At 71.9% G+C, this 25,244-nt stretch carries 23 protein-coding genes; 16 read left to right on the top strand and 7 right to left on the bottom strand.

Annotated elements, in window-relative coordinates; genetic code table 11:
* Positions 1 to 187: 187 nt before the first annotated feature.
* From ACZ5DS_RS02060 to ACZ5DS_RS02050, 3 genes are all read left to right on the top strand, one after another.
* Positions 188 to 1,219 carry a C40 family peptidase gene (locus tag ACZ5DS_RS02060; protein WP_468233026.1) on the top strand — a complete coding sequence of 344 codons (1,032 nt, stop codon included), beginning with the start codon at positions 188 to 190 and terminating at the stop codon, positions 1,217 to 1,219.
* 236 nt (positions 1,220 to 1,455) lie between these two features.
* A complete protein-coding gene (locus tag ACZ5DS_RS02055; protein ID WP_468233024.1) occupies positions 1,456 to 2,475 on the top strand; it encodes a C40 family peptidase in 1,020 nt (339 codons plus the stop codon).
* 28 nt (positions 2,476 to 2,503) lie between these two features.
* Positions 2,504 to 3,697: a hypothetical protein gene (locus ACZ5DS_RS02050; RefSeq protein ID WP_468233023.1), complete on the top strand. Its 1,194-nt coding sequence runs from the start codon at positions 2,504 to 2,506 to the stop codon at positions 3,695 to 3,697.
* On the opposite strand, the gene ACZ5DS_RS02045 is transcribed toward ACZ5DS_RS02050, so the two are convergent.
* Complete coding sequence (locus tag ACZ5DS_RS02045; protein WP_468233021.1) at positions 3,685 to 4,215, bottom strand: PadR family transcriptional regulator; 531 nt, start codon at positions 4,213 to 4,215, stop codon at positions 3,685 to 3,687. The genes ACZ5DS_RS02050 and ACZ5DS_RS02045 overlap by 13 nt on opposite strands.
* An 89-nt stretch (positions 4,216 to 4,304) precedes the next feature.
* Here ACZ5DS_RS02045 and ACZ5DS_RS02040 point away from each other — a divergent pair, with 89 nt between their 5' ends.
* Positions 4,305 to 5,624 (top strand): MATE family efflux transporter, encoded by a 1,320-nt coding sequence (locus ACZ5DS_RS02040; protein WP_468233019.1) that lies wholly within the window; start codon positions 4,305 to 4,307, stop codon positions 5,622 to 5,624.
* Here the strand turns inward: ACZ5DS_RS02040 and ACZ5DS_RS02035 are convergent.
* The gene (locus tag ACZ5DS_RS02035) at positions 5,588 to 6,820 is read right to left on the bottom strand and encodes a glycosyltransferase 87 family protein (RefSeq protein WP_468233017.1); all 1,233 of its coding nucleotides are present in this window, start codon (positions 6,818 to 6,820) and stop codon (positions 5,588 to 5,590) included. The genes ACZ5DS_RS02040 and ACZ5DS_RS02035 overlap by 37 nt on opposite strands.
* A gap of 119 nt (positions 6,821 to 6,939) precedes the next feature.
* Here ACZ5DS_RS02035 and ACZ5DS_RS02030 point away from each other — a divergent pair, with 119 nt between their 5' ends.
* Both ACZ5DS_RS02030 and ACZ5DS_RS02025 read left to right on the top strand, forming a co-directional pair.
* Entirely contained in the window at positions 6,940 to 8,082 is a 1,143-nt protein-coding gene (locus ACZ5DS_RS02030; protein ID WP_468233015.1) for a glycosyltransferase family 4 protein, read from the top strand.
* Positions 8,083 to 8,132: 50 nt separating this feature from the next.
* Positions 8,133 to 9,770, top strand: a complete 1,638-nt coding sequence (locus ACZ5DS_RS02025; RefSeq protein WP_468233014.1) for a GMC oxidoreductase — start codon at positions 8,133 to 8,135, stop codon at positions 9,768 to 9,770.
* Positions 9,771 to 9,798: 28 nt separating this feature from the next.
* Here ACZ5DS_RS02025 and ACZ5DS_RS02020 read toward each other — a convergent pair whose 3' ends face one another.
* Positions 9,799 to 11,595 carry an AMP-dependent synthetase/ligase gene (locus tag ACZ5DS_RS02020; protein ID WP_468233012.1) on the bottom strand — a complete coding sequence of 599 codons (1,797 nt, stop codon included), beginning with the start codon at positions 11,593 to 11,595 and terminating at the stop codon, positions 9,799 to 9,801.
* Between the two features lie 302 nt (positions 11,596 to 11,897).
* On the opposite strand from ACZ5DS_RS02020, the gene ACZ5DS_RS02015 reads away from it, so the two are divergent.
* The 6 genes from ACZ5DS_RS02015 (at position 11,898) to ACZ5DS_RS01990 (ending at position 17,820) form a co-directional block, all read left to right on the top strand.
* On the top strand, positions 11,898 to 12,695 hold the full coding sequence (locus ACZ5DS_RS02015; RefSeq protein ID WP_468233010.1) for a metallophosphoesterase family protein: 798 nt from the start codon (positions 11,898 to 11,900) through the stop codon (positions 12,693 to 12,695).
* A 113-nt stretch (positions 12,696 to 12,808) separates the two neighbouring features.
* The gene (locus ACZ5DS_RS02010; protein WP_468233009.1) at positions 12,809 to 13,249 is read left to right on the top strand and encodes an SRPBCC family protein; all 441 of its coding nucleotides are present in this window, start codon (positions 12,809 to 12,811) and stop codon (positions 13,247 to 13,249) included.
* A 903-nt stretch (positions 13,250 to 14,152) separates the two neighbouring features.
* Positions 14,153 to 15,325 (top strand): ArsA family ATPase, encoded by a 1,173-nt coding sequence (locus ACZ5DS_RS02005; RefSeq protein WP_468233007.1) that lies wholly within the window; start codon positions 14,153 to 14,155, stop codon positions 15,323 to 15,325.
* Positions 15,326 to 15,382: 57 nt separating this feature from the next.
* Positions 15,383 to 15,919, top strand: coding sequence for a DUF5304 domain-containing protein (locus ACZ5DS_RS02000; protein ID WP_468233005.1), 537 nt, complete (start codon positions 15,383 to 15,385; stop codon positions 15,917 to 15,919).
* Positions 15,920 to 15,986: 67 nt separating this feature from the next.
* The gene (locus ACZ5DS_RS01995) at positions 15,987 to 16,940 is read left to right on the top strand and encodes an ROK family glucokinase (RefSeq protein ID WP_468233004.1); all 954 of its coding nucleotides are present in this window, start codon (positions 15,987 to 15,989) and stop codon (positions 16,938 to 16,940) included.
* A 133-nt stretch (positions 16,941 to 17,073) separates the two neighbouring features.
* Positions 17,074 to 17,820: an endonuclease/exonuclease/phosphatase family protein gene (locus ACZ5DS_RS01990; RefSeq protein WP_468233002.1), complete on the top strand. Its 747-nt coding sequence runs from the start codon at positions 17,074 to 17,076 to the stop codon at positions 17,818 to 17,820.
* Between the two features lie 2 nt (positions 17,821 to 17,822).
* On the opposite strand, the gene ACZ5DS_RS01985 is transcribed toward ACZ5DS_RS01990, so the two are convergent.
* Both ACZ5DS_RS01985 and ACZ5DS_RS01980 read right to left on the bottom strand, forming a co-directional pair.
* On the bottom strand, positions 17,823 to 18,383 hold the full coding sequence (locus ACZ5DS_RS01985) for a hypothetical protein (protein WP_468233000.1): 561 nt from the start codon (positions 18,381 to 18,383) through the stop codon (positions 17,823 to 17,825).
* A complete protein-coding gene (locus tag ACZ5DS_RS01980; protein ID WP_468232998.1) occupies positions 18,376 to 19,155 on the bottom strand; it encodes an alpha/beta hydrolase in 780 nt (259 codons plus the stop codon). Before ACZ5DS_RS01980 ends, ACZ5DS_RS01985 begins: the two co-directional genes overlap by 8 nt.
* A gap of 162 nt (positions 19,156 to 19,317) precedes the next feature.
* Here ACZ5DS_RS01980 and ACZ5DS_RS01975 point away from each other — a divergent pair, with 162 nt between their 5' ends.
* From ACZ5DS_RS01975 to ACZ5DS_RS01960, 4 genes are all read left to right on the top strand, one after another.
* Complete coding sequence (locus ACZ5DS_RS01975) at positions 19,318 to 20,049, top strand: lysophospholipid acyltransferase family protein (protein ID WP_468233861.1); 732 nt, start codon at positions 19,318 to 19,320, stop codon at positions 20,047 to 20,049.
* A 28-nt stretch (positions 20,050 to 20,077) separates the two neighbouring features.
* Positions 20,078 to 21,292, top strand: a complete 1,215-nt coding sequence (gene macS, locus ACZ5DS_RS01970; RefSeq protein ID WP_468232996.1) for a MacS family sensor histidine kinase — start codon at positions 20,078 to 20,080, stop codon at positions 21,290 to 21,292.
* On the top strand, positions 21,289 to 21,984 hold the full coding sequence (locus ACZ5DS_RS01965; protein ID WP_468232994.1) for a response regulator: 696 nt from the start codon (positions 21,289 to 21,291) through the stop codon (positions 21,982 to 21,984). The genes macS and ACZ5DS_RS01965 overlap by 4 nt, the downstream gene beginning before the upstream one ends.
* A 110-nt stretch (positions 21,985 to 22,094) precedes the next feature.
* Positions 22,095 to 23,123 (top strand): 6-phosphofructokinase, encoded by a 1,029-nt coding sequence (locus ACZ5DS_RS01960; RefSeq protein ID WP_468232992.1) that lies wholly within the window; start codon positions 22,095 to 22,097, stop codon positions 23,121 to 23,123.
* A 17-nt stretch (positions 23,124 to 23,140) separates the two neighbouring features.
* Here ACZ5DS_RS01960 and ACZ5DS_RS01955 read toward each other — a convergent pair whose 3' ends face one another.
* Positions 23,141 to 25,033 (bottom strand): anthranilate synthase family protein, encoded by a 1,893-nt coding sequence (locus tag ACZ5DS_RS01955; protein WP_468232990.1) that lies wholly within the window; start codon positions 25,031 to 25,033, stop codon positions 23,141 to 23,143.
* Positions 25,034 to 25,152: 119 nt separating this feature from the next.
* Entirely contained in the window at positions 25,153 to 25,209 is a 57-nt protein-coding gene (locus ACZ5DS_RS01950; RefSeq protein ID WP_468233860.1) for a trp operon leader peptide, read from the bottom strand.
* Positions 25,210 to 25,244 lie beyond the last annotated feature (35 nt).

The raw sequence follows: 25,244 nt of genomic DNA, 5'->3' as shown, positions 1-25,244 counted from the left end.
CCGAATTGGCCTGACTCTCGCGCAACGTAGGGTCAATCGCGCCTCACTGCACGTGAGTTATTGCAAAGAATGCATTGCGTCACAGGGTTTTTTTCCGCGAGGATTTGAACTGATCACAACTGGGTCACTAGGGTCTGGGCTCGAACCTCCGAACGGGTGATCACTCACAAGAAGGAGTTCGTCCTCCGTGGCGTCCCATCGTCGACCCAAGCAGCCGAGCCGCACGCGTGTGACCGTGCTGACCACCGCAGCCGCCGCTGCCGTCGCGCTGAGCGCGAACGCCGCCAATGCCGCGCCGAGCGAGAAGCTCAGCAAGGACGAGGTCAAGGCGAAGGTCGACAACCTCTACGAGCAGGCGGAGCAGGCCACCGAGAAGTACAACGGGGCCAAGGAGAAGCAGCAGAAGCTGCAGAAGGAAATATCCACGATCCAGGACAATGTGGCCCGCGGTCAGCAGGAGCTCAACAAGCTCCGCGACGGCCTGGGGTCGCTGGCCACCGCCCAGTACCGCTCCGGTGGCATAGATTCCTCGGTCCAGCTCTTCCTGTCCTCCAACCCGGACGACTTCCTCGACAAGGCCTCCACGCTCGACCAGTTGAGCAGCCAGCAGGTCGAGGCCCTGAAGAAGATTCAGGACAAACAGCGCGAACTCGCCCAGGAGCGGGCAGAGGCCACCGAGAAGCTCAAGGACCTCGCCGCCACCCGCACCGAGCTGGGCAAGAAGAAGAAGGAAGTCCAGGGCAAGCTCGCCGAGGCGCAGAAGCTGCTCAACACGCTGACGGCCAAGGAGAAGGCGGCCCTCGCCGCCGAGCAGGCGCGCGCCAACCGCTCCTCCACCGACCGCGTGGACCTCGGCAACGACACCTCCGCCTCCGGCCGTGCCGCCGCCGCCTTCTCCGCCGCCCAGAGCAAGCTCGGCTCGCCCTACGTCTACGGCGCCTCCGGCCCCTCCTCCTTCGACTGCTCGGGCCTGACCTCCTGGGCCTACGCCCAGGCCGGTGTCACCATCCCGCGCACCTCCGAGGCCCAGGCAGGCATGGGCACCCGCCTCTCGATGAGCGAGCTCCAGGTCGGCGACCTGGTCTTCTTCTACGGCGACCTGCACCACGTCGGCCTCTACGCTGGCAACGGCCAGGTGCTGCACGCCCCGCACACCGGCGCCGTGGTCCGCTACGAGGCCATCGGCAACATGCCGTTCCAGTTCGGCGTCCGGGTCTGATCCACCCCGCGCCACCGGCTCGGGGGCGCCCGAACGGGCGAATCCGAAGAACCGGAACTGACTCCACGCCCCGCCCATGACCTGCGTCAGCGGCGGGGCGTCGCGTTTGTGCGGCCGTCGAGGCGTTCGGCGCGGTCCGTCCGCACGGCTACTGTCTGGCGCGTTTCCCCGGCGCAGGGGCCTCCCCGTCCCCGGCGCCGGGGAAGCCGTCTCTGTCCGCCAGCAGAAGGACTGCCGTGGGGTCTCATCGCCGCCTTGCACTGTCCGGGTTCAACCGGGGCGCCGGAGCCGCCCTGTGCGTGTTGTCGGCCGCGGCCACCGCACTCGGCGCCGTACCCGCACAAGCGGCGCCGCACGGGGACACCCGTGCCGAGGTGGACCGCCTCTACGCCGAGGCCGAGAAGGCGACGCAGGCCTACGACAAGGCCGACGAACGGTCCGACGTGCTGCGCCGGGAGGTCCGGGAGGCCCAGGACCGCATCGCCCGGCAGCAGCAGCGCATCAACACCATGCGCGAGCGGCTCGGTTCGCTGGCCGGCGCCCAGTACCGCTCCGGAGGCATCGACCCGACCGTCGCCCTGCTCTTCTCCGCGGACCCCGTCGACTACCTCGACAAGGCGACCACCCTCGACCGCATCGGCGCCCAGCAGGCCGGTCAGCTCAAGGAGTTGAGCTCGGCGATGCGCGAGCTCGGCCAGGAGCGCGCCGAGGCCGCGACGAAGCTCGCCGCACTGGAGCAGAGCCGCAAGGCGGTCGCCCACCACAAGCGGACCGTGGAGAAGAAGCTCGCCAGGGCCCGGCAGCTGCTCAACTCCCTGCCCCCCACCGAGCGCGCCGCCTACGACCGGGTCTCCCGCGCCGTCCGCACCGACCTGCCCGACCTCCCCGGCATCGGCGCCGTCGCCCCCGACGGCCGCTCCTCGGCCGCCGTCGCAGCCGCCCTCTCCGCCCTCGGCCGCCCCTACGTGTGGGGTGCCAACGGGCCCTCCGGCTTCGACTGCTCGGGCCTGATGCAATGGTCGTACGCGCAGGCCGGGGTCCATCTGCCGCGCACCTCGCAGGAGCAGCGGTACGCCGGCCGGCAGATCCCGCTCTCCGCGGCGCGCCCCGGCGACCTGGTCGTCTACCGCGACGACGCCAGCCATGTGGGGATGTACGTCGGCAACGGCCAGGTCGTCCACGCGCCCTACCCGGGGGCGCCGGTGCGCCACGACCCGGTCGGGATGATGCCCATCTCCTCGGTCACCCGACCTTGATCGTCCGCGCTCGCCGTACGATCGGGCAATGGCTGGTCGTAGGCGGGCGTGGCGCACCGCGGTGGTGGGGCTCTGTGTGCTGCTCGCGGCGCCCCTGGCCGGATGCGGCGGCCGGACGACGGCCGACCCGGCGAGGGCCGAGGTGCAGCGGGTGCTCGACCGGCGCTCGGCGGCCCTCCTCGGGCACGACGAGACGGCCTACGGCACGACGGGCGCCCGGACCGAGTACGTCCGGCTGCGCGCGCTCCCGCTGGCCTCCTGGACCTACCGGGTGACCGCAGTGCACCGGCGCGGCCCGCGCGTCACCGCCGACGCCGAACTGCGCTACCGGATCTCCGGCTACGACCGGGCCCCGGTCAGCGTCCGCCGCACCCTCACCCTCGGCCGCACCGCCGACGGCAGGTGGTACGTCACCGCCGACCGGCCCGCGCGGCAGGCCGGGCAGCAGCTGTGGGACCAGGGCACGGTGACCGCGGTCAAGGGCGCGCACAGCCTGGTCCTCGGGGCCGGGCAGAGCGCGGCCGGGCTGCGCGGCTACGCCCGGCTCGCCGACCGCGCGGTCCCGGCCGTCTCCCACGAGTGGGGCACGGACTGGACCCGCCGGGTCGTCGTCCTCGTCCCGCGCTCGCTGGAGGGCATGGCGGGCCTGCTCGGCTCGCCCGCCGCGAACTACCGGGGCATCGCCGCGGTCACCACAGGCGAGGTGGGCAGCTCCGGGAAGGCGCCCGCGGACCGGGTGGTCGTCAACCCGGAGGCCTACGCCCTGCTCGGCGACCTCGGCAAACAGGTCGTCCTGACCCATGAGACCACCCATGTGGCCACCCGCGCGCACACCGACGCCGCCACCCCGCTGTGGCTCTCCGAGGGCTACGCCGACCGGATCGGTTACCTCGGTACCGGCCGCACCCCCGCCGAGGCCGCACCGGAACTCGCGCGCGCGGTCCAGGACGGCCACGTGCCCGCGCACCTCCCCGCCGACCAGGACTTCCGCTTCACCAGCGACCCCGCCCGCCTCGCGCAGGCCTACGAGGGCGGCTGGCTGGCCTGCACGATGATCGCCGAACGCTGGGGCGAGGCCCGGCTCGGCGCCTTCTACCGGGCCGTCGGCACCCACCACAAGCGCCCGGGCGCGGTCGAGGAAGCACTGAAGAAGGTCCTCAGGACGACACCGAAGGCGTTCACCGCCGAGTGGCGGGAGTACGTCCGCGCTCAGCTCCGCTGACCGAGCACCTCGATGGCCTCGCGCAGCCAGGCCCGCTCGGCCGTGCCGGTGGCCCGGGCGACCCGCAGCATGCCCTGCCGGAACAGATCCCCCGCCTCCTCCGCGCGCACCGGCTCGCCGTCCCGGTAGAAGAAGCTCGCCGGGGTCTCGAGGAACTCCAGCCGGCGGCGCAGCACCGCGGCCTGTTCCGCCGGGTCGTCCAGGTGCCGCAGGAAGGCCAGGACCGTGTTGAAGCGGACGTGGTCGGTGATCTCGGCCTGCTTGGGGGTACGCAGCCGCTCCAGCAGCTCCGCGCGGCCCTTCTCGGTGAGCGACAACACCCGGCGGGGCGCTGCACTCGCGCCCTCCTCGGTGCGCTGGTCGAGCTTGCCCGCGGCGACGAGGCGGTTGATGGCGGGGTAGAGGGCGCCGTCGCTGACCGGCCGGACATGCCCGCTCAGCGCCTTGATGCGCTCCTTCAGCTCGTAGCCGTGCAGGGGTTCCTCGGCGAGGAAGCCCAGGATCGACAGCTCCAGCACGCGAACTCCTCCTTGCAGCGGGCGACGGATCCATGCTAGCTCTTATCGAGCTACCTCGAAACGAGATAGCTCGATAAGAGGGGGATCTCGTGAACGCCCATCGCAGACAACTCGTCTCGCTCGCCCACCCCGTCTACTTCTCGCTCCTCGCCTCGGTCGCCTCCGGGATCATCAACACCGTCTGGGTCTCCCGGCTCGGCGGTGCCGCCGTGGCCGCCGTCGCCGTCGCGACCAACACCGAGAACGTGCTGCTCGGCGTCGCGCTGGTCTTCGCCTCCGGTACGACCGTGCTGGTCGCGCATGCCAGGGGAGCCCACGATCCCGGAGCGCTGCGCGCTGCGGTGCGCGGCGGCTGGGCACTGTGCGGCGTGGTCACACCGGTGGTCGCGGCGGGCGGATTCCTGCTGCGCGAACCGCTGGCCCGGCTCGTCCTCGGCGGCGGTGAGCCGGCAGCCCTGCATCTCGCGACGGCGTACTTCGCCGTCTCCCTGCCGGGCACTGCCGTCTTCTTCGCCCAGCAGCTCGTCGACGGCATCCTCAAGGGCACGGGTGACACCCGTACGCCGATGCGGCTCGCCCTGCTGGCCAACGGGCTGATCCTGCTCTGCGACCCCGTCCTGATCCACCTCTACGGCATCCGGGGCGCCGCCGCCTCCACCGTGCTGTGCCGCTGCGTGGCCCTGGCCGTGGGCCTGCGCGCCCTCCGCCGCAACGCAACCCTGCGCACGGCGGCAAAGTCCCGCCCCGCCGAACCGGTCCCCGCCGCCCTGCGCCGCACCCTCACCACCGGCCTGCCCATGTCCGCAGACTTCACCGTGCGGCAGGGCGGGGCGCTGGCGCTGGTGGCGATCGTGGCGCGGCTCGGGGTGACGGCGGTGGCCGCCTACTCGATCGCGTACAAGGTCCTGTACGTCGCCACCATGGCCTTCTACTCCGTACGCCAGGCCGCGGCCATCCACACCGCGCACACCCAGGGCGCGGGGGAGGACGCGCGCGGGGCCATCGGCCGGCAGGCGATGCTGCTCTCCGGAGCGCTGGGCCTGACGGCCGCCGCCCTGTTCGCCGCCACCGGCCCCTGGATCATGGCCGCCTTCGGCGCCGGACCCGAAGTCGCCCACCAGGGCGCGTTGTTCCTGCGCTGCATCGGCCCCTACCTGCTGCTGATGGCCTGCTTCATCGCGCTCGGCGGGGTCTTCGAGGGCAGCGGCTCAGCCCCGGCGCTGCTCCGGGTCACCCTGCTCGGCACGGCCGTCCAGCTGCCCCTGGCGTACGCCCTCTCCGGCCTCGGCCTGCCCGGTCTCTGCCTGGCCCTGGCACTCGCGATGGCCGTGCAGTGCGGGGCCGGTGCAGTCCTGCTGCGACGGACCCGGCGTCAGAAGGCCGAGGTCTCCTTCGTACGGGTCGCCTGAGGGGGCAGCGGGGTCGCGGTGGCCGCGGGGGCCGTGGACCGCCACAGCCGGCGGGCCGCCGTGAGGGCGGCGGCGACGAGCAGGCCGTTGCGGAGCACGATCAGCGTGATGCCGTACGCGTCGCTCGCGACCACGTGCTCGAAGCCGACCGGGAACTCCAGGACCGTCAGGAAGGCCGCCGCGAGCAGCATCACGGCGGGTGCGCCCATACGACTCTCCCGGAAGCACAGGCACACGGCGGCCAGACCGATCAGCCACACCAGGTACTGCGGGCTGATCACCCGGCTGGTGACCGTGAACAGCAGCACCGCCGTGAGGGCCGCGTCCGCGAGCGTGTGCGGCGCGAACCGGGCCGCCCGCCGCCGCCACAGCACCAGCCAGCCGAACGCGGCCCCCGTCAGCGCCATCGCGGCGGTGCTGACCGGCCCGACGTACGGGCCGACGAACTCGATCGACCCGTAGTTCAGCAGCACCTGGCCCTCCCAGCCGTGGTGCCGCGCCACATGGAAGACCAGGCCGCCCAGCGACTCCACCTCCGTGCCACGGTCCCGCTGGAAGGTGAGGAAGGCGAAGGCGCCCGGCATGGTCACCGTGAACAGCGCCGCGAGGCCGACCGCGGTCACCGCGGCCGACACCCACGCCCGCAACCGGGTGGCGCCCACCAGGAGCAGCGCCGGCCACACCTTCAGCATCGCCCCGAAGCCCACCAGCGCGCCCATCACCCGCGGATGCCGGGTCCCCGCGAGCAGGGCCGCCACGGCCACCGCGGTCACCATCAGGTCGTAGCGGGCGTACACCGTCGGTCCGAGCAGCGGTACGCCCACCACCCAGACCCACACCCCGCGCAGCGACCGGTCGGGCCGCCGGCCCGTGCGCAGCAGCAGCGACAGCACGACCAGGTCGGCGAGGCACACCAGCACGAAGAACGCGTGCGTGTAGCCCAGGAACGGCAGGGCGGCGGGGGAGAGGATCGCGAGCGCGGCGGCGGGCGGGTACTGCCAGGTCACGTCGTCCAGCGGAAACGTTCCGTGGCGCAGTACCTCGTACCAGCCGCGGTAGATCACCGACACGTCCGAGGTGACGTCCGGGCCCGGGAAGACGTACACCCGGAACACGAAGAGCAACAGGACCACGCGGGTGACGCCCCAGGTCGCGAGCAGCCATGCCAGGGACCGCCCGGCGCCCTTCGTCTCCACGTGCTCCCCTGCCGTTCGATTTTCGGGTTGATGGGAACATGATGTCGTGCCGGGCTGTGCGCGTGCCACAGACCCGGCGGCTCCCGGCGGCGGACGGCCGCCCGGTAGGGTCGGCGGCGATGCACAAGACGCTGATCGTGACCAACGACTTTCCGCCCCGGCCGGGCGGCATCCAGGCCTTCCTGCACAACATGGCCCTCCGGCTGGACCCGGGGCGGCTCGTCGTCTACGCCTCGACCTGGAAGCGTGGCCGGGAGGGCGCCGAGGCCACGGCCGCCTTCGACGCCGAGCAGCCCTTCACCGTCGTACGCGACCGTACGACCATGCTGCTGCCCACCCCGGACGCGACCCGGCGCGCGGTCGGACTGCTGCGGGAGCACGGCTGCACCTCGGTGTGGTTCGGGGCGGCCGCGCCGCTCGGTCTGATGGCACCCGCGCTGCGCCGTGCGGGCGCCCAGCGGCTGGTGGCCACCACCCACGGTCACGAGGCCGGCTGGGCCCAGCTGCCCGCGGCCCGGCAGCTGCTGCGCCGGATCGGGGAGTCCACGGACACGATCACCTACCTGGGCGAGTACACCCGCTCCCGGATAGCGACCGCGCTGACCCCGGACGCGGCCGGGCGCATGGTCCAGCTGCCGCCCGGCGTCGACGAGAAGACCTTCCACCCCGGCTCGGGCGGCGACGAGGTCCGGGCGCGGCTCGGGCTCACCGACCGGCCGGTGGTCGTGTGCGTCTCCCGGCTGGTGCCGAGGAAGGGTCAGGACACGCTCATCCAGGCCATGCCCCGGATCCTCGCCGCCGAGCCGGACGCGGTCCTGCTCGTCGTCGGCGGCGGGCCCTACGAGCAGGATCTGCGCCGCCTGGCCCGCGAGACGGGCGTCGAGGCCTCGGTCCGCTTCACCGGCGCCGTGCCCTGGTCCGAGCTGCCCGCGCACTACGGCGCCGGGGACGTCTTCGCCATGCCGTGCCGCACCCGGCGCGGTGGACTGGACGTCGAGGGCCTCGGCATCGTCTACCTGGAGGCCTCCGCCACCGGCCTGCCGGTCGTCGCCGGCGACTCGGGCGGCGCCCCCGACGCCGTGCTGGACGGCGAGACCGGCTGGGTCGTGCGGGGCGGCGAGCCGGCGGAGGCCGCCGAACGCATCATCGCCCTCCTCGGGGACGCCGAACTGCGCCGCAGGATGGGCGAGCGGGGCCGCCAGTGGGTCGAGGAGAAGTGGCGCTGGGACCTGCTGGCGGAGAAGCTCGAAGCCCTGTTGTAAAACGTGCTGCCGCTCTAGGCGGAACCGGAAAATCCGCACATGCTGCGCGCATGACAGCAAAACTGATGCAGCGTCAGCTGAGCAGACGTCACATCCTGGGCATGATCGCCCTCCAGACCGCCGCCACGGCGGGTCTCACCCGCATCGGTCTCCAGTCCGCCCAGGCCGCCGAACCGGCCGCCGTCGACAACGCCCCGGCCATCGTGGTCGGTTCGGGCTACGGCGGCGCCGTCGCCGCCCTCCGCCTCGGCCAGGCCGGCATCCGCACCCTCGTCCTGGAAATGGGCCGGCTCTGGAACACCACCGGCAGCGACGGCAAGGTGTTCTGCTCCACCGGCGCCCCCGACCAGCGCTCCATGTGGTTCCGCACCCGCACCGAGGCCCCGCTGGCCACCTTCCTGTGGCTGGACCTCGTCAACAAGGACATCGGCGCCTACCCCGGAGTCCTCGACCGGGTGCACTACGACAACATGTCCGTGTACGTCGGCCGGGGCGTCGGCGGCGGCTCCCTGGTCAACGGCGGCATGGCGGTCACCCCGCTGAAGTCCTACTTCGCCGAGCAGTTCCCGACCGTGGACGCCGACGAGATGTACGGCACCTACTTCCCGCGCGCCCGCTCCATGCTCGGAGTCAACACCATCGACCCGGCCTGGTTCGAGTCCACGGAGTGGTACCGGTTCACCCGCACCTCCCGGAAGGCCGCCGCCAACGCGGGCCTGAAGACCACCTTCGTGCCGAACGTCTACGACTTCGGCTACATGCAGCGCGAAGCCGCCGGCACCGCCACCAGGTCCGCGCTCGCCGGCGAGGTCATCTACGGCAACAACTACGGCAAGCGCAGCCTCGACAAGACCTACTGGGCCGCCGCCCTCGGCACCGGCAACGTCACCCTCCACACCCTGGAGAAGGTCAAGGCGGTCACCAGGGCGAGCGACGGGTCGTACGTCCTGACCGCCGACCGCATCGACACCACCGGCAAGGTGGTGGAGACCAAGCAGTACAGCTGTACGTACCTCTTCCTCGGCGGCGGCAGCCTCGGCACCACCGAACTGCTCGTCCGGGCGCGGGAGACGGGCACCCTGCCCGCGCTGGACTCCGGTGTCGGCGCCGGCTGGGGCACCAACGGCAACACCATGCTCGGCCGCGCCAACCACATGTGGGACACGGTCGGCGCCAACCAGGCGACCATGCCCGTCATGGGCATCGACGACTGGGCCAACACCGCCAACCCGGTCTTCGCCGAGATCGCCCCGCTGCCCATGGGGTTCGAGCACTGGATCAGCCTGTACCTGGCGATCACCAAGAACCCCGAGCGGGCGTCGTTCTCGTACGACTCCTCGTCCGGGGCGGTGAAACTCGGCTGGACCCCGGCTCAGAGCGCGGTGTCGGTCGCCATGGCCAAGAAGCTCTTCGACCGGATCAACGCGGCCAACCTGACCATCTACCGGTACGACCTCTTCGGCTCGACCAGCAAGATCTTCGCGGACGACTTCACCTACCACCCGCTGGGCGGCTGCGTCCTGGGGAAGGCGACCGACGACTACGGCCGGGTGAAGGGGTACTCGAAGCTCTACATCACCGACGGCTCACTCGTGCCCGGCAACATCGGCGTGAACCCCTTCGTCACCATCACCGCGCTCGCCGAACGCACGATGGCGCGGGTCCTCGCCGAGGACACCGCGCCATGACGCGCTTTCAGCTCTTCCGGCAGGCGTACTACTTCGCGTAGATCGCCTCGATCTCGTCCGCGTAGTCCTTCGCCACCACGTTCCGCTTGAGCTTCAGCGACGGGGTGAGGTGGCCCGACTCCTCCGTGAACTGGGAGGACAGAATGCGGAACTTCCGCACCGATTCCGCCTTCGACACCGCGGCGTTGCCGTCGTCGACGGCCGCCTGGATCGCCGCGAGCAGATCCGGGTCGCCCTTCAGCGACGCCGCGGTGGAGCCCGCCGGCTTGCCGTGCTCGGCCGCCCAACGGCCCAGGAACTCGTCGTCGATGGTGACCAGCGCGCCCACGAACGGCCGCCCGTCGCCCACCACCATGCACTCCGCGACCAGCGCGTGGGCGCGGATACGGTCCTCGATCACGGCCGGGGCCACGTTCTTGCCGCCCGCGGTGACGATGATCTCCTTCTTGCGGCCGGTGATCCTGAGGTAGCCGTCCTCGTCGAGGGTGCCGATGTCACCGGTGTGGAACCAGCCGTCGGCGAGCGCCTCCGCGGTCGCGCCCGGGTTGTTCCAGTACTCCTTGAACAGGTGCTCGCCGTGCAGCAGCACCTCGCCGTCGTCCGCTATCCGGACCACCGAGCCGGGCAGCGGCTGGCCGACCGTGCCGATCTTCTGCCGGTCCCAGGGGTTGAACGCGGTCGCCGCGCAGGACTCGGTCAGGCCGTAGCCCTCCAGCACCGTGAAGCCGATGCCGCGGAAGAAGTGCCCGAGCCGCTCGCCCAGCGGGGCGCCGCCGGAGATCGCGTACTCGCCCCGGCCGCCGAGGACCGCGCGCAGCTTGCTGTAGACCAGCTTGTCGAAGACCTTGTGCTTGATCTTCAGGCCCAGGGACGGGCCCGACGGGGTGTCCAGCGCCTTGCTGTAGGCGATCGCGGTGTCCGCGGCCTTGTCGAAGATCGCGCCCTTGCCGTCGGCCTGCGCCTTGGCCCGCGCCGTGTTGTAGACCTTCTCGAAGACGCGCGGCACGCCGAGGATCAGCGTCGGCCGGAAGGCGGCCAGCTCGTCGGTGAGGTGCTTGATGTCGGGGACGCAGCCCAGCTTGATCGGCGCCATCATCGGCGCGATCTGCACGAGCCGTCCGAAGACGTGCGCGAGCGGGAGGAAGAGCAGGACCGAGCACTCACCGGTGCGGAACAGCGGGCGCAGCCGCTCCACGATGTTCCCGCACTCGGCGAAGAAGCTGCGGTGGGTGAGGACGCAGCCCTTGGGGCGCCCGGTCGTCCCGCTCGTGTAGACGATGGTCGCCGGGTCGTCGGCCTTGGCGCGCGAGGAGCGCTCCTCCACGGTCGCGTCCGAGACGTCCTGCCCGAGCCGGCCCAGCTCCTCCAGACCGCCGGCCTCGATCTGCCAGACGTGCTTGAGGGCGGGCAGGGTGTCGCGGACCGTGTCCACGGCGGCCGCGTGGCCGTCCAGCTCCACGATGCAGGCGGTCGCGCCCGAGTCGGACAGGATCCACTGCACCTGCTCCGGCGAGCTGGTCTCGTACACCGGCACGGTGACCGCGCCCGCGCTCCAGATCGCGAAGTCGAGGAGCGTCCACTCGTAGCGCGTCCTGGACATCAGGGCGACCCGGTCGCCCGGCTGCACACCGGAGGCGATGAGGCCCTTGGCGGCGGTGTGCACCTCGGCCAGGAACTCCGTGGCCGTCACGTCCTGCCAGGCGCCGCCCGCCTTGCGGGCGATGACGGCGACATCGGGATGCTGCGCGGCGTTTCTGCGGACGATGTCGGTCAGATTGCCGTCCGCAGGGACCTCGTACAAAGCCGGAAGGCTGAACTCGCGCAAGACTGCTGCTCCTCATAGGGCGCCGGCGCCACGACACTGTGTGATGCGACGGTGCGGTCCAAGGCTCGGGCAAGTGCTCCGGGTGTTCGACCGCTTGGTTGAAACCCAGAGCACGACTGGACTGCCCGGACGTTACCCGTCGGTATGGCTTCTACGACAGGGGGTCCCGACGAGATGTTCGCTGCGTCACACAGGATGGCGTTCCTGGGCGCACAGTAGTCCACGGCTTAACCGACCGGCGAGTAACCGCAGGCCCGGCCACCACTGTTCACGCCCACCCCACACGCCTACGCTTGATCGCCATGGCACCCACACGCTCCGGCAACCGAAGGACACGCGTCCATGTGGTCAGCGACGTGCACGGCAACGCCCGTGACCTGGCCCGGGCCGGTGACGGTGCGGACGCCCTGATCTGCCTCGGCGACCTCGTCCTCTTCCTCGACTACGCCGACCACTCCCGCGGGATCTTCCCCGACCTGTTCGGCAAGGAGAACGCCGACCGCATCGTCGAGCTGCGTACCGCCCGCCGCTTCGAGGAGGCGCGCGCCTTCGGGGCCCGGCTGTGGGCCGGGATCGGCTCCGACCGGGCCGCCGCCATCGAGAAGGCGGTGCGCAAGCAGTACGCCGAGATGTTCGCCACGTTCCCGACCCCGACGTACGCCACCTACGGCAATGTCGACATGCCGCCTCTGTGGAGTGAGTACGCCGGGCCCGGCACCACGGTGCTGGACGGCGAGCGGGTGGAGATCGGCGGCTGGACCTTCGGCTTCGTGGGCGGAGGGCTGCGCACCCCGATGCGGACGCCGTACGAGATCGACGACGAGGAGTACGCGGCGAAGATCGAGGCGGTCGGCGAGGTGGACGTGCTGTGCACGCACATCCCGCCGGAGGTGCCGGAACTGGTCTACGACACGGTCGCGCGCCGCTTCGAGCGCGGCAGCCGGGCGCTGCTTGCGGCCATCCAGCGCACCCGCCCCCGCTACTCCCTCTTCGGCCATGTCCATCAGCCGCTGGCGCGCCGGATGCGGATCGGCGCCACCGAGTGCGTGAACGTGGGGCACTTCGCGGGGACGGGCAGGCCCTGGGCGCTCGAATGGTGAGCGCGCCGGGACGGCGGAAGACAGTCGGGGAGATGGGGTGAAGGCGCCAGGTCGGCGGCGCGGTAGCCTTCACGCTGCACACTCTTAGGTCCGTATCTGGAGGAGCCACGGCGATGGCGGAACACACCAGTTCGAGCATCACGATCGAGGCGGCTCCGGCCGACGTCATGGCGGTGATCGCCGATTTCGCCCGCTACCCGGACTGGACCGGCGAGGTGAAGGAAGCGGAGGTCCTCAAGACCGACGAGCAGGGCCGCGCCGAGCAGGTCCGCCTCGTCATGGACGCGGGCGCCATCAAGGACGACCAGACCCTGGGCTACACCTGGACCGGGGCGAACGAGGTCTCCTGGACCCTGGTGAAGTCCCAGATGCTGCGCTCTCTCGACGGCTCCTACCTCCTCAAGCCGGCCGGCGGGGGCGCCACCGAGGTCACCTACCAGCTCACGGTCGACGTCAAGATCCCGATGCTCGGTATGATCAAGCGCAAGGCGGAGAAGGTCATCATCGACCGGGCTCTTGCGGGCCTGAAGAAGCGGGTCGAGTCGGGCAGCTGATTCCTTTCCCACCCACCCACCCGTCTCACCACGCTACGAGGCTGAGCAGCCGCCGCTGAGGGGTGTCGGTTGGCGGGCGCCTGCGGGCGTGAGGATTCCTCGGCGGCGGGCTGCGCGGGGTTGCGGCCGGTTTCCACGCTCGGTCACTGCGTCCGGCCGGATCTCGTAGGCCGCGGGCAGTCGAGCCTCGTAGCTGCGGACGGCCGTGCCGCTCCGTCCAGCCTCGGGCAGCCGTCCCGCAGGCCGCGCGCGATCGAGTCGCGTGAGCAGCGGGTGGTCGTGGTCCTCGGTTTGTCTGTCTGGCGGGGTAGCCGGTCTCGTTGGCCGTGGGTATCCGGTCGCGTTGGCTGCGGGCGGTCGTGCCGCTCCGTGCAGCCTCGGGCAGTCGTTTGCTCAGTTGCACTGACCGGCCGCGGGTAGCCGGTCTCGTGGGCTGTGGGCAGCGGGTCTCGTAGGCCGCGCGCGTGGTCGAGCCGAAGGCGGTCGTGGCGGTCAGTGGTCCGTCCAGCCGTGGGTGGCCGGTCTGGTGAGGTGTGGGCAGCGGGGCTCGTTGGGTGGGTGCGGTCGTTCTCCGTGCAGCCGCGGATCGCCGGCTCTTGTAAGCCGCGTGCGGTCGAGTGGCGTGAAGCCGTGGGCGGTCGTGGCGGTCAGTGGTCCGTCCAGCCGCGGGCAGTCGTGCCGCTGGGGCGGCACGGGTGGGCGCGGGCGGCAACCCGTCAGCGCCGGGCTGCGCGACCTACACCCGGCCGGCGGCAGCACCGGGTGCCCGCGAACCGCTGCTCGCAGCACCGGGCGCCCGCGAACCCCGCTGCCCGTAGCACCGGGTGTCCCCAGGAAGCCCGCTGCCGATAGCACCGGCACCGCGAAAACTCCGTGTCCTGCCCTCCGTTACCGTTCACCCTCATGCGCACCATCCTGATCACGGGCCCGGGCGGCAGCGGTCGTACCACGGTTGCCGCCGCCACTGCGGTCGACGCCGCCCGCGAGGGCACCCGCACCCTCCTCCTCAGCGCCGACCGCACCGACACCCTCGGTACGGCACTGGGCTCCGCGACAGGACCGGCCCCGACCCGGATCACCGAGCACCTCACCGCCTGGCGCCCCGACGCCACGGAACGCTTCCGGCAGGACCTCACCGCCTTCCAGACCCGCGCCGCGAACGTCCTCGACCTCCTCGGCGCCGCACGCCTGGACGCCGAGGAGGTCACCCCGCTGCCCGGCGCCGAGGAGCTGTCCTTCCTCCGCGCCCTCAGAGACGCCGCCCTCTCCGAGCGCTACGACCTCCTCGTCGCGGACCTCCCGCCCCTCCCGCAGGCCCTCCCCCTCCTCGCCCTCCCGGAGGAGCTGCGCCGCTACCTGCGCCGTCTGCTCCCGCCCGAGCGGCAGGCGGCCCGCGCCCTGCGCCCGGTCCTCGGCCGGCTGGCCGGCGTCCCCATGCCCGCCGAGTGGCTCTACGAGACGGCAGCCCGCTGGGACGTCGAGCTGGCCGCCGTGGAGGCCGTCCTCACCGACCGGCACACCGCCGTACGCCTGGTCGCCGAGCCCGGCCCCGCCGGCGCCGACGCCGTCACCACCGCGACCCTCGGTCTCGCCCTGCGCGGCCTGCCCACCGAGTCCCTGATCGCCAACCGCGTCCTGCCCGACACCGCCCCCGACACCTGGCTCGCCGGCCTTTTCGCCCAGCAGCGCAAGGCCCTGGCCGACTGGGCGGAGTCGTACGACGTCCACACCGTCCCCCACCTCGGCCGCGACCCGCGCGGTACCGACGACCTGGACGCCCTCGCCGTCCCCGGCGTCAACCCCGCGCCCACCCCGGTCGAGTGGCCCGTCGCCGACCGCCTTGCGGAGGACGGCGTGCTGGTCTGGCACCTCCCGCTGCCCGGTGCGATACGGGACGACCTGGACCTGATCCGGCGCGGCGACGAGCTCGTGATCAGCGCGGGCCCCTTCCGGCGGATCGTTCCGCTTCCGTCCGCCCTGCGCCGCTGCACCGTCGCCGGGGCCGCACTGCGCGAGGGCGAACTGCGCATCCGGTTCGCCCCCGACCCGGACCTGTGGCCCGCCGCGCGGCGGTGAACCGCGTACGCCCGTTCGGGTAACGTCGGAGGTGCGAACCGTATTCAGGAGTCCGCCATGACCGAAGACCGCCCCGCATCCGACGCCTTCGAGAAGCCCGAGAAGCCCGAGAAGCCCGAGAAGCGTGAGAAGGCAGAGGAGGCCGAGCAGAGCCGGGCGACCGACACCGACGCCTGGGCCACGGCCTGTGCCGAGGACCTCGCCGCCGAGAAGGCCCGCCGCCGTGCCGAGCAGGGCCCGCCCCCTGGCTCCGCGGCCGAGGAACTGCGCAAGTTCGTGGACGCGGTGGCCGACAAGCTGTCCGGTCTGCAGACCCCGCTCCTCGGCGGCGTCGCCGGACCCGCCGCCCAGCAGGTGGTGCGCCAGGTCGTCCAGCAGGCCAAGGCCGCCGTCGAACCCGTCATAGAGCGCAACCCGGAGGTCTTCGACCATCTCGCCGCGGCCGGTACCGAGCTGCTGGCCGCCTACCGCTCCGCCGTCCAGGCCCAGGAGCGCCGCTGGACCACCGGCGCGTCCGACCTGAAGGACGACTGGACCGACCGTCCCGACCGGGACGAGGGCACCGGCCCGGGGCAACGCATCGACCTGGACTGAAGCCTTCGCCGGGCAGGGCCTCGGGTACGGTTGGCCGTAGCGGGGCTCGACCGAAACTGAGGGATTCATGGGACTCACCATCGGCGTCGACATCGGCGGCACCAAGATCGCGGCCGGCGTGGTCGACGAGGAAGGCAACATCCTCTCGACCTTCAAGGTGCCGACCCCCACCACGCCCGAGGCCATCGTGGACGCCATCGCCTCGGCGGTGGAGGGTGCGCGTGCGGGACACGAGATCGTCGGCGTGGGCATCGGTGCGGCCGGATACGTGGACCGGCAGCGCTCCACGGTGTACTTCGCGCCCAACATCGACTGGCGCAACGAGCCGCTGAAGGAGAAGGTCGAGGCCCGCGTCGGCCTCCCGGTCGTGGTCGAGAACGACGCCAACGCCGCCGCGTGGGGCGAGTACAAGTTCGGCGCCGGCAAGGGCCACCGCAACGTCATCTGCATCACCCTCGGCACCGGCCTCGGCGGCGGCATCATCATCGGCAACAAGCTGCGCCGCGGCCACTTCGGCGTGGCCGCCGAGTTCGGCCACATCCGGATGGTCCCGGACGGCCTGCTGTGCGGCTGCGGCAGCCAGGGCTGCTGGGAGCAGTACGCCTCCGGCCGCGCCCTGGTCCGCTACGCCAAGCAGCGCGCCAACGCCACCCCCGAGCACGCCGAGCTGCTCCTGTCCCTGGGCGACGGCACCCCCGACGGCATCGAGGGCAAGCACATCTCCATGGCCGCCCGCCAGGGCGACCCGGTCGCCGTGGACTCCTACCGCGAGCTGGCCCGCTGGGCCGGCGCGGGCCTCGCCGACCTGGCCTCCCTCTTCGACCCCTCCGCCTTCATCGTCGGCGGCGGCCTCTCGGACGAGGGCGAGCTGGTCCTCGACCCGATCCGCAAGTCCTACAAGCGCTGGCTGGTCGGCGGCAACTGGCGCCCGGTCGCCGACGTGATCGCCGCGCAGCTGGGCAACAAGGCGGGCCTGGTGGGCGCGGCGGACCTGGCCCGGGAGCCCGACCCGATCATGTAAGAGACCTGTGGTGTACAGGGGCGCGGGACTGTGTAAAATATGCGGCTCCGCCGTGTGGGCGTGACAAGCCACGGACAACCGGCAGCCGCGCACACACCTCGCGCCCCGAGCTGTTCCGCGTACATTGATCCACATGCCGCTGCTCCCCAACTCCCGCACAGAGCCCGACGGTTCCGCGGTCGTCCGGGTCCTCAGCTACAACATCCGCTCGATGCGCGACGACACCGCCGCCCTCGCCAGAGTGATCACCGCCTGCACCCCCGACCTGGTCCTCATCCAGGAAGCCCCCCGCTTCTTCCGCTGGCGCAAGAAACTGGCCCGCCTCGCAGCAGCCTCCGGCCAGGTCATCCTCACCGGCGGAGCCACAGCCGCTGGCCCCGCGATCCTCTGCTCGCTCCGCGCCACGGTCGAACGGACCGAGGACGTCCTGCTCCCCCTCACCCCCGGCCTGCACCGCCGCGGCCTCGCCACGGCAGTGGTCCGCTTCGGCGGGGCCCGCCTCGGCGTCCTCAGTTGCCACCTCAGCCTGCAGAAAGACGAGCGCTACGAGCAGGCCGGCCTGCTCCTCGACCGGCTCGCCGGAATGGGCGTGAAGCACGCCGTCGTGGGCGGTGATCTCAACGAGCGCCCCGACGGCCCCGCCTTCCGCCACCTCGCTGCCGCCCTCCAGGACTGCCGGGCCACCGCCCCCTGGGGTGGCGACTTCACCTCGACCCCGGCCGACCCGCACCAGCGCATCGACGCCGTCTTCGCCACCCAGGGCATCGAGGTGCTCGGCTGCGGCGTGCCCCTGGACCAGCCGGGGATCACGGAGAGAGACCTGAGGGCGGCCACGGACCACCTCCCGGTCCTGGCCGCCCTCAAGATCCCGGCGTCGTAGCGTCAGACCACGGCACCGCTTCCCGGGTCGACGTCATCGTCGTCGTCCGTCCGCATCCGGGTCACCAGGGTCACGAACCCGCCGAGGAAGCCGCCGACGCCGAGCGTCGTCAGCCACCACGTCATCTCCCAGCCGAGCAGTACGGCCAGCAGGAGCAGGATCGGGCCGCCGACCACGCCGAGCCAGGCGAATTTGGCGGTCGTGTCGGCGGTCGGCAGCGGCGGCGGCTCGGGCGGCACGAAGTGGCCCTCGTCGTCCTCGTCGAAGTCGTCGGAGGGCTCCGGCGCCGTGTAGTCGCGCGGCCCCACGCCGGGCGCGAACGAGATCGAGCTGCCCAGCGGACGGGCGGGCCGCGGCTCCTCGGAGCTGTCGGCGCCCTCGCCCGGGGGTTCCTTCTCGAGCAGCGCGAGGTCCTCGACCGGCTTGAAGGGCCGAGCCCCCGGCGGATCCGGCGGCTCTTCGCCGTACCCCGCGACGATCGCCCGCCAAACGGCGTCCTCGTCGAAGGGCACGCCCTTCTCGTCCGGCTCGCGGTCCTCGCGGTCGGAGTCGTGCTCAGCCAACTGCGGCCGTCCCTTCCTTGCCGACACTGGGTGCGAGCCGGCCGATGAAGGCGAGGCTCTCCTCGAAGATCCGGTCCGCATCGTGGTCCAACGTCGCCACGTGGTAACTCTGTTCCAGCACGATCTCCGTTACGTCCACGGAGGACACCCGGCTCAGCACCCGCGCCGAGTCGGCCGCCGGGACCACATGGTCCTGGGCGCTGCGCAGCAGCAGCAACGGCTGGGTGACCTGGGGCAGCTCGCCGTCCAGCCGACGCAGGAACACCCGCAGGGAGTGCGCCGTGTGCAGCGGCACCCGGTCGTAACCCAGCTCGGCCGCGCCGCCCTTGGCGATGTCGCTGGCGATGCCCTTCGTCGTCCGCACGAGGTGCCGGGCCACCGGAAGGGCGTACGCCGACAGGCCGTGCACCCGGTTCGCCGGGTTGACGGCGACCACCCCGGCGACCTGCTCGCCGTGCCGGGCCGCCAGCCGCAGCGCCAGTGCGCCGCCCATCGACAGGCCCGCGACGAACACCCGGGAACAGCGCCCGGTGAGCAGCCGCAGCTCGCGGTCCACCTCCGCGTACCAGTCCTGCCAGCCCGTGACCTGCATGTCCTCCCAGTGCGTGCCGTGCCCGGGCAGCAGCGGCAGCGACACGGTCAGGCCGTGCGCCGCGTGGTGCTCCGCCCAGGGGCGCAGCGACTGGGGCGAGCCGGTGAAGCCGTGGCAGAGGAGGACACCCACCTCCCCGCCCTCGTGGCGGTACGGCTCGGCTCCGGGGAGAACCGGCACCTTTCGGGCTCCTGTTCCTGTCAGTGGCGTGAAGTACTGGCGGATGTGGTTCACCGTACGCGACCGCACTGACACCGACCAGGGTCGTCGGTCCCATTGACGGCACTCCGGGTTAAGGTCTGATCGACGGAAACAGGAGGCACACGGGTGTTGTACGGCACGATGAAGGTCGCCATCGGAGGGCCGCTGAAGGTCGCCTTCAGGCCCTGGGTGGAGGGGCTGGAGAACATTCCGGCCGAAGGCCCCGCCATTCTGGCGAGCAATCACCTGTCCTTCTCGGACTCGTTCTTCCTGCCTGCGGTCCTGGACCGCAAGGTCACCTTCATCGCGAAGGCCGAGTACTTCACCACCCCCGGCGTCAAGGGCCGGCTCACCGCGGCCTTCTTCAAGGGCGTCGGACAGCTCCCGGTGGACCGCTCCGGGACGCGCGGCGCGGGCGAGGCCGCGATCAAGAGCGGCATAGAGGTGCTGGAGCGCGGCGAGCTGTTCGGCATCTACCCGGAGGGCACCCGCTCGCCCGACGGCCGCCTGTACCGGGGCAAGCCCGGCGGCCTCGCGCGCGTGGCGCTCGCCACCGGCGCGCCGGTCATCCCCGTCGCGATGATCGACACCGAGAAGATCCAGCCGCCCGGCCAGGTGATGCCGAAGCTGATGCGCCCGGGCATCCGCATCGGCAAGCCCCTGGACTTCAGCCGCTACCAGGGCATGGAGCACGACCGGTTCGTGCTGCGCGCGCTGACCGACGAGGTCATGTACGAGATCATGAAGCTCTCCGGCCAGGAGTACGTCGACATGTACGCGACCGCCGCCAAGCGGCAGATCGCGGACGCGGCGAAGGCGGCCAAGGAAGCGGAGAAGGCCGCCAAGGAGGCGGAGAAGAAGGCCGAGGCCTAGAGCGGGGGAATCGGGGGATCGGGGGGCCATGCCCAGGCGCGAGCGGGTCATGAGGATGTCGGTCGAGCAGCCGCTGTGGCGTGCGCTCGCCGGGTACCGCGTGCTCACGATGGTGTACGCGATCGGCTTGTTCGTCTACCGGTACGGCAAGTTCGTACACCCCTGGGTCGCCGTCGGCTACTACGCGGTCCTCTTCGTGTGGACCCTGGCCACGCTGCCCAAGGTCGCGAGCGCCGCACAGTGCACCCGGCGCTTCCTCGCCGTCGACCTGACCATCGCGCTCACCGGCATCCTCCTCACGCCGGTCGCCGCCTCCCACGCGCGCATCGTGGCGGGCACTCCGACGCTGCCGTCGATATGGACGGCCGGCTCGGTCCTCGCCTTCGCGCTCAAGGGCGGCTGGCGCTGGGCGGCGCTGGCCTCGACGCCGGTCGCCATCGCCAACGTCGTCCAGCGGGGCACCCCGAGCCGGGCGACGGTGCACGCCGTCCTGCTGGTCTGGATCGCCTCCGTGGCCATCGGCTACGTCGTGGAGGTGGCCCGCGCCTCCGAGCGCACCCTCGCCCGCGCCCTGGAGATCGAGGCCGCGACCCGGGAGCGGGAGCGGCTGGCCCGGGACATCCACGACAGCGTGCTCCAGGTCCTGGCGATGGTGCAGCGGCGCGGCGCGGTCATCGGCGGCGAGGCGGCCGAACTGGGACGCCTCGCCGGGGAGCAGGAGGTGGCGCTGCGCACGCTGGTCTCCGGCGGGCTGCTGCCGGTCTCCCGGGTGTCGGAGGACGCGGCCGACGGAGCCGTCGTCCGCGCGGTCGAGGAGCCGGACGACGACGGCCCCGTCGATCTGCGCACCCTGCTCGCCCCCTACGCCGGCGCCCGGGTCAGCCTCGCCGAACCCGGCGCCCCGGTGCCGCTGCCGCGGCCGGCGGCGCGTGAGCTGGCCGCCGCGGTCGGGGCCGCCCTGGACAATGTGCGCCGGCACGCCGGTGCGGACGCGCGAGCCTGGATCCTCGTCGAGGACGAGCCCGACGAGATCGTCGTCACCGTCCGCGACGACGGCCCCGGCATCCCCGAGGGCCGGCTCGCCCAGGCCGAGGGCGAGGGCCGGCTCGGCGTGGCCCAGTCGATCCGGGGACGCCTGCGCGACCTCGGCGGCAGCGCCGAGCTGATCTCCGTCCCCGGACAGGGCACGGAGGTCGAACTGAAGGTACCGAAGGTCTCACGGGACAAGGCGGAGAAGCGATGAGCGAGCAGCAGGGCCCGATCAAGGTCATGGTGGTCGACGACCATCCCATGTGGCGCGACGCGGTCGCCCGGGACCTGAGCGAGTCCGGCTTCGAGGTGGTCGCCACCGCGGGCGACGGCGAACAGGCGGTCCGCCGCGCCAGGGCCGCCGCCCCGGACGTCCTCGTGCTGGACCTCAACCTGCCCGCCAAGCCCGGCGTCCAGGTGTGCAAGGAACTGGTCGGCCACAACCCGGCCCTGCGCGTCCTCGTCCTGTCCGCGAGCGGCGAGCACGCCGACGTCCTGGAGGCCGTCAAGTCCGGCGCGACCGGCTATCTGCTGAAGTCGGCCTCGACCGAGGAACTCCTGGACGCGGTGCGCCGTACGGCCGTCGGCGACCCGGTGTTCACGCCGGGCCTGGCCGGACTGGTCCTCGGCGAGTACCGCCGCCTGGCCTCCGAGCCCGCGCCCGCCCCGGACGCCGGCGAGCCGGGCGCGCCCCGGCTGACCGAGCGGGAGACGGAGGTGCTGCGGCTGGTCGCCAAGGGCCTGAGCTACAAGCAGATCGCCGAGCGCCTCGTCATCTCCCACCGCACGGTCCAGAACCACGTCCAGAACACCCTCGGCAAGCTCCAGCTGCACAACAGGGTCGAGCTGGTGCGGTACGCGATAGAGCGCGGGCTCGACGACGAGCAGACCCCCCGGCACGGGTAAACCAACCTCCTGACAATTCACCGGAATCACCCTTCCCGCCTCTCCCTGTGTGACGCGCATCACCATTACCGTGACTGAGCGTCAGGCAACCGCGGTGAAGGGACATTTCCATGCGGGTCGGAGTACTGACCGGGGGCGGCGACTGCCCCGGGCTCAACGCCGTCATCCGGGGCGTCGTCCGCAAGGGCGTACAGGAGTACGGCTATGACTTCGTCGGCTTCCGGGACGGCTGGCGCGGGCCGCTGGAGAACGACACCGTACGGCTCGACATCCCCGCGGTGCGCGGCATCCTGCCCCGCGGCGGCACCATCCTCGGCTCCTCGCGCACGAATCCGCTGAAGCAGGAGAACGGCATCCGCCGTATCAAGGAGAACCTGGCCAAGCTGGAGGTCGAGGCCCTCATCGCGATCGGCGGCGAGGACACCCTGGGCGTGGCCGCGCGTCTCACCGACGAGTACGGCGTCCCCGTCGTCGGCGTACCGAAGACCATCGACAACGACCTGTCCGCCACCGACTACACCTTCGGCTTCGACACCGCGGTCGGCATCGCCACCGAGGCCATCGACCGCCTGCACACCACCGCCGAGTCCCATATGCGGGTTCTCGTCTGCGAGGTGATGGGCCGCCACGCCGGCTGGATCGCCCTGCACTCCGGCCTGGCCGGCGGCGCCAACGTCATCCTCATCCCCGAACAGCGCTTCGACCTCGACCAGGTGTGCGCCTGGATCACCTCCCGCTTCAAGGCCTCGTACGCCCCGATCGTGGTCGTCGCCGAGGGCGCCATGCCGAAGGACGGCGAGATGGTCCTCAAGGACCAGTCGCTCGACTCCTTCGGGCATGTCCGGCTGTCCGGGGTCGGCGAGTGGCTGGCCAAGGAGATCGAGAAGCGCACCGGCAAGGAGGCCCGCACCACGGTCCTCGGGCACATCCAGCGCGGCGGCACCCCCAGCGCCTTCGACCGCTGGCTCGCCACCCGCTTCGGGCTGCACGCCATCGACTGCGTCCGCGACGGCGACTTCGGCAAGATGGTCGCCCTGCGCGGCACCGACATCGTCCGCGTCCCGATCGCCGAGGCCACCGCCAAGCTGAAGACGGTGGACCCGAAGCTGTACGAGGAGGTCGGGGTCTTCTTCGGCTGACGGCGGCCCCCCGACGGCTACACGGTCGTGCGGCGCAGCTGCCCCACCAGCTCCCGTACGACCGCGGCCCCGTTCAGCGTCAGGATCGACTCCGGGTGGAACTGCACCCCGCTGAACCTGGGGCCCCGGATCGCGTGCACCTCGCCGTTCGCGGCCCGGCTCACCTCGATCCCGTGCGCGGACAGTTCGTTCGCCGCGTCGTCGTCGCAGCGCGCCACGAAGCTGTTGTAGAAGCCGACGGTCTCGCTCCGCCCGAACAGGTCGATCTCCGTCTGCGCGCCCTGGTACGGCACTTCCTTCCGTACGATCTCCAGGCCCAGCTCCGCCGCGATCAGCTCGTGCCCGAGGCAGACGCCGAGCACACCGTGCCGGTGCTCCCGGAGCACCTCGGCGGCCAGCTCCCGCAGGAACCGCATCTTCGGGTCGGCGAGGTCCGAGGGGTCTCCCGGGCCGGGCCCGAGGACGACCGGCCCCTCGTGCGCCGGCACCGCCTCCCGCAGCCCCGGCTCGTCGTACCGCCGGACGGTGACGTCCAGCCCGCTCGACCGCAGGACGTGCGCCAGCATCGCCGTGAAGGTGTCCTCGCCGTCGACCACCAGGGCGTGCCCCGCCAGGGCCGCCGACCGCTCCTGCATCCGCAGCCAGAACGGCGCGAGCGAGGCGCGGCGCCCGTCCAGCGCGGCCCGCACCCGGGGGTCGTCGGCCAGCCGCGGCCGCGCCCGCTCCTCGCGCGGCCGGGAGGGCCGTACCCCGAGGGCGGCCAGCACGCCCGCCGCCTTCGCGTGCGTCTCCGCCACCTCGCCCGCCGGGTCCGAGCCGCGCACGAGTGTCGCGCCGACCGGGACGCGCAGCTGGCCTCCCCCACTCTCGGCTTCGCTCGAGCGGGAGGTGCCCCCACCCGAGATGTCGGCGGTGCGGATCAGGATGGGGGAGTCCAGCGTCTGGGCGCCCCCGGAGTCCTTCCCGAGCAGCGCCAGCGCGCCCGCGTAATAGCCGCGCCCGCCGACCTCGTGGCGCTCGATCACGCGGCACGCGTTCTGCACCGGCGACCCGGTGACCGTCGCCGCGAACATGGTCTCCCGCAGCACCTCCCGCGCATCCAGGGAGGACTTCCCGCGCAGCTCGTACTCGGTGTGCGCGAGGTGCGCCATCTCCTTCAGGCGCGGGCCGACGACCACGCCCCCGATGTCGCCGACGGTGCACATCATCTTCAGTTCCTCGTCGACGACCATGGACAGCTCCTCGATCTCCTTGCCGTCGGCGAGGAAGTCCAGCAGATGTTCCGGCGTCGGCCCCTCGGCCGGATAGCGGTACGTCCCGCTGATCGGGTTCATGACGACGGTCCCGCCGGACATCCGCACATGCACCTCGGGACTGGCACCCACCAGCGTCCGGTCCCCGGTGTGGACGACGAACGTCCAGTACGCGCCCCGCTCGCCCTCCAGCAGCCGCCGGAACAGCGCCAGCGCGTCGGCGCGGCCGAAGCCCGGGATCTCGCCCTCGTACGTCCGCCGGATCACGAAGTTGGCGCCCTCGCCCCGGCCGATCTCCTCGTGCAGCACCCGCCCGACGATCTCGCCGTACTCCTCGTCGCCGACGTCGAAGCCGCCGCCCTCGACCCGCACGTCGTGTCCGGGCAGTGACCGCAGGGCCTCGGCCAGCGGGATCTCGTACGACTCCTCGGGCGTCAGCACCAGCAGCGGGGTGCCGTCGTCGCGGACGTCGAAGCCGCGCTCGCGGATCTGCCGGAACGGGACCAGCGCGAGGCCCTCGTCGGGGAGGTCGGCCAGGCGTTCCCGGGAGGTGACGGGGCCGATCAGGACCTCCACCGTGTGCTCGTCGCGGCCCGGGGTGCGGCGGCGGAGCAGGGCGAACGGGCGGGGGTCGGACAGCAGGTCCTGCAGGTTCACGGGTCGGGCTCCTTCTCGATCGTCTGACGGAGAGGACGGAGAGGACGGAGAGGAACGACCCCGGACACACCGAAGGCCGCCCCTCGGGCGGCCTTCGCGATGTCTACGGATACGCGCAGTCAGTGGGCCGCCGGACGAGCGGTCCACCACCAGTTCTGGTTCGTGTGCGCGAGCATGTCCGCAGGGTACCCCATGCCGTCTATGATCATGG

The organism is Streptomyces sp. NPDC031100 (genome assembly GCF_055570785.1).
The sequence above is the reverse complement of the archived record's forward strand: the minus strand, read 5'-3'. Positions and strand labels throughout refer to the sequence as shown.